This window comes from Bradyrhizobium sp. sGM-13 (assembly GCF_018398875.1).
GTDB lineage: Bacteria > Pseudomonadota > Alphaproteobacteria > Rhizobiales > Xanthobacteraceae > Bradyrhizobium.
Map to the genome: position 1 here is coordinate 1 of NZ_JAGWDK010000111.1, position 3,466 is coordinate 3,466.

Genomic DNA, 3,466 nt, shown 5'->3' on the forward strand with positions numbered 1-3,466 from the left:
AATGCCGACGTTGTCCGTCAGTTGCCGGAATAATCCAGTTGCCGGAATTATGGCGATAATTCCGCCGACGGAATTACCGTCACACGTTTGCGTTGCGCGCGCTGCAAGGCAGCCCTACCGGCCGAGGCCGGTGCGGGGCACACATGGCGGCACTCGCGACCTACATGGGTCACGTCAACATCTACGCGACCTACTGGTACCTCGAGGCCACGCCCGACCTCTTGCGCGATGTCGCCACGGCCGGCGAAGCGTTTATGTCCGAAGGGAGGTCATCATGACGCCGATCGCTCCCCTCATCGAGACGTTCCTGCGCGACACACTCGCTTGCCAGCGGGGCGCGAGCCGGCACACGAGGGACTCCTATGCCTCGAGCTTCCAGCTGCTGTTCGTGTTCGCCGCCGACCGGCTCAAGGTCAAACCATCGGCGCTGACGCTCGAGCAGATCGATGCCGGGCTCGTCAGCGCCTTCCTCGAGCATCTTGAGGACGAGCGCAAAAACGCGGCCGTGACGCGCAACGTTCGCCTGGCGGCGATCAAGTCGTTCTTTCGCTTCCTCGAGCACCGGCAGCCGGCAGCGCTCGAGCAGATCCGCTGTGTACTGGCGATCCCGTTCAAGAAAACTGACACGCGCCTGGTGCCCTACCTTCTGCGCGAAGAGCTCCAAGCCGTGCTCGACGCTCCCGATCCGGCGACACGCGATGGCATCCGCGATCGCGCAATGCTGCACGTGGCCGTCTGCGCAGGGCTGCGCGTCTCCGAGCTGACGGGCCTCAAGGTCGATGACATCGACCTGCCTTCGATGAGCATCCGCGTGCTCGGCAAGGGACGCCGGGAGCGGACGCTGCCGTTGTGGAAGCCGGCGGCCGCTGCACTGCGTGCCTGGCTGGCCATCCGCGGGCAGGTCGCGACACCCGAGGTGTTCGTCAACGCCCGCGGTGAGCCGCTGAGCCGATGGGGCTTTGCCTATCTGCTCAGGCAGCACGCCGCGACTGTGGCTCGCAAGCAGCCCGGTCTCGCCAGGAAACGCGTCTCGCCCCACGTGCTCAGGCACACCTGCGCGATGGTCGTTCTGCAAGCGACCGGGGACATCCGGAAGGTGTCGCTGTGGCTGGGCCACGCTACGCTGACGACCACCGAGGTCTACACGCGCGGCGATCCGACCGAGAAGCTCGATGCGATGGAGGCGATCGTGCCGCCCCACCTGCGGCGCGGCGTCTTCCAGCCCACCGACCGGCTGATCGAACTCCTCAGGCGTACCTCGTAATGGAGAGCGGGGTTGGCGGTGATTGGTGCAGGAGCGCGATCAAATTGCCGCCAGCTCCCCATTACCGGCTTTGCCCATAAGGGAGGAATTATAAGCGATGCGTGTCATGCCGCAGTCGTCGCAAGCCTCCATGTGACCGCCGAGCGCCTCGGTTCGGCACGCAACGATCGCACTCATCACGCGCCGCTCGATCCGACCGAGATGACCGGCATGCAAACGGCGATAGGCGTCGCCATGCCGGCGCAAGATATCGGCAATCTCGATGGCGGGTCTGTGCGGACGGACGTCGGGGCGGGCCATAACCCGCATCCCGGACGCGTCGTCATCCCGGTGGCGTCACCTCCAGCGACAGACGGTCGAGCGGGCTCTGCTTCGCCCGGATCGTATCGGTGGCGACCTGCGTGTAGCGCGCCGTCGACGACAAATTATTGTGCCCGAGCGGCCACGCGTCATAATGCGCTCCTTCTATGTCATTGAAAGTCAAAGGTCTGCTGAGCAGGATTGGCTGTTAGCGGGCACCGCGAGGCATCCTGCGTGCGATACGCGGCAACATCCTCAGCTTTGATCACCCAGGGCGCACCCCGGCAGACCTGCCGCCCCTTGATGATGCCGAGCCGGACCATCCGTAGCGCGGTCATGACGCTCACATCCATGATTTGCGCCACCGCTTCGAGCTTGATCTCACCCCGCTCGGCCCATTCGCTTTGGCGATGGACGGCAATGCCATGGTGGCTGCGGAACGAGCATACCCGCGCCTGGGTCCAGCCATTGCCGCGCCCCGTCGGCTTGCCGGCACGATTGAGGAGCCGTGCGATTTGCCGGTCCGGCATCAGCCGCGCCAGCTCACGGACCAGCGACAGTGTATCCTCGGGTATCGTCCAGCGGTGCTTGCCGGCTCCGTTCTTCTTCAGCTTCAGCGCGGTATGGTCGCCGCCCTGCCAATGCAGGATCATCTCGATGTGCTCGGCTTCGACGCGCACGACGATCTCGCTCAAAGCCGCACGCACGATCCTTTTGCGTGTCGCTGACGTTGCCGCCGGATGCGACCAGGCGAGTGCGAGGTCGGTGCCTAACTGCATCAGTTGCTGGCGCTCCACCTCGCCCAAGGGCAGCGGCTTCCTCGCCTCGATGGCCGCAATGTCGCTCTCGATCCGGTGCACGACCTGCAGCGCCTCGTTCCAGCGCCGCTCGAGCTCGCTGGCGACCAGACGATTGGCGGGATCGACGGCATCGTATTGTCGGCGCGCATGCGCGGCCTCGAAGCGTGCCTGCTGTAGCGCCAGCTCCAGTTGCCGCTTGGCGTCCGAGGTCTCGCCCGCCTGGGCATCGAGCGCCTTGACCGCCGCATCGATGCCGAGCGGCTTCAAAACCCGCAACACCTCCGTGCTGACGGCATGATCGGCACGCAATCCGCCGAACGAGATGCAGCGCTGCGTGCCGTGGTTCACGCGTGCACCCTCGCAATGATAACGCCCCGCCTTGCCGCCATAGGCCACATACATTTTGCGCCCGCAGTGGCCACAGCGCAGAAGGCCGGCGAGCAGCAGCTCCCCCTGCCGCGCCGCGCCTCTGGCGATGGCGCTTCCCTTGCCAGTCGCATTGTTGGCGATCACCCGCTGGTTCCTCTCGAACTCGGTCCAGGAGATATAGCCCTCATGCTGGTCTTTGAGCAGCACGTCCCACTCGGCCAATGGGCGGCGCACTCCGCGCCTCACGCGCTTTCGGCCCTCCTCGACGCTGACTTTGCTCATTGTTCGCCCGAAGGCATAGGCTCCAGCGTAGACGGGGTTGGTTAGGATATTGTGCACGGTATTGTAGAGTGGCAACCGCCAAGCGATGCGGCCCTCCGCCGTGCTGAGGCATGCGGTGGGCATCGCGATGCCTTCCTCGCGCAGCCACACATGCACCTGTCGGACACTCTGTAGCTCGGCGAACTTTGCAAAGACCAGCTTGAGGACGTCCTGCACCCGCTGGTCGGGGTCCTTCTCGATCCGGTCGCGTCCGGTCTTCACATAGCCAGCGGCAACACCGAGGAACAGCGCGCCGCGGCGTGCTTTCTGCTTCAGCGCCTCCTGCGAGCGCTGGCGAAACAGCGATAGCTCCAGCTCGCTCATCGTGCCCTTCGAACACACGACATACTACCCAGCAACGGCCGCTTGAAGTTGTTGTTCACTATCCGCATCACCCACATACTGGCGAACG

4 protein-coding genes and 1 pseudogene are annotated in these 3,466 nt (G+C 64.7%); 2 read left to right on the forward strand and 3 right to left on the reverse strand.

Annotated features, from left to right (window positions below):
• Positions 1 to 143 precede the first annotated feature (143 nt).
• Both KJQ96_RS41645 and KJQ96_RS38190 read left to right on the forward strand, forming a co-directional pair.
• A complete protein-coding gene (locus KJQ96_RS41645; protein ID WP_256441746.1) occupies positions 144 to 278 on the forward strand; it encodes a hypothetical protein in 135 nt (44 codons plus the stop codon).
• Positions 275 to 1,264, forward strand: a complete 990-nt coding sequence (locus KJQ96_RS38190) for a tyrosine-type recombinase/integrase (protein ID WP_213257441.1) — start codon at positions 275 to 277, stop codon at positions 1,262 to 1,264. Before KJQ96_RS41645 ends, KJQ96_RS38190 begins: the two co-directional genes overlap by 4 nt.
• 39 nt (positions 1,265 to 1,303) lie before the next feature.
• On the opposite strand, the gene KJQ96_RS38195 is transcribed toward KJQ96_RS38190, so the two are convergent.
• The 3 genes and pseudogenes from KJQ96_RS38195 to KJQ96_RS38205 all read right to left on the reverse strand — a co-directional run bounded on the left by KJQ96_RS38195 (position 1,304) and on the right by KJQ96_RS38205 (position 3,378).
• Positions 1,304 to 1,564, reverse strand: a complete 261-nt coding sequence (locus KJQ96_RS38195; RefSeq protein ID WP_213257443.1) for a transposase zinc-binding domain-containing protein — start codon at positions 1,562 to 1,564, stop codon at positions 1,304 to 1,306.
• A gap of 22 nt (positions 1,565 to 1,586) precedes the next feature.
• Positions 1,587 to 1,703, reverse strand: a pseudogene (locus tag KJQ96_RS38200) (integrase); the annotation flags it as partial.
• 31 nt (positions 1,704 to 1,734) lie between these two features.
• Positions 1,735 to 3,378, reverse strand: a complete 1,644-nt coding sequence (locus KJQ96_RS38205; protein WP_213257445.1) for a recombinase family protein — start codon at positions 3,376 to 3,378, stop codon at positions 1,735 to 1,737.
• Positions 3,379 to 3,466: the final 88 nt, after the last annotated feature.

Bases quoted from the DNA above. Each gene is read 5' to 3' on its own strand.
- KJQ96_RS38195 (WP_213257443.1), bottom strand. From the start codon at position 1,564: ATGGCCCGCCCCGACGTCCGTCCGCACAGACCCGCCATCGAGATTGCC.
- KJQ96_RS38190 (WP_213257441.1), top strand. From the start codon at position 275: ATGACGCCGATCGCTCCCCTCATCGAGACGTTCCTGCGCGACACACTC.
- KJQ96_RS41645 (WP_256441746.1), top strand. From the start codon at position 144: ATGGCGGCACTCGCGACCTACATGGGTCACGTCAACATCTACGCGACC.
- KJQ96_RS38205 (WP_213257445.1), bottom strand. From the start codon at position 3,378: ATGAGCGAGCTGGAGCTATCGCTGTTTCGCCAGCGCTCGCAGGAGGCG.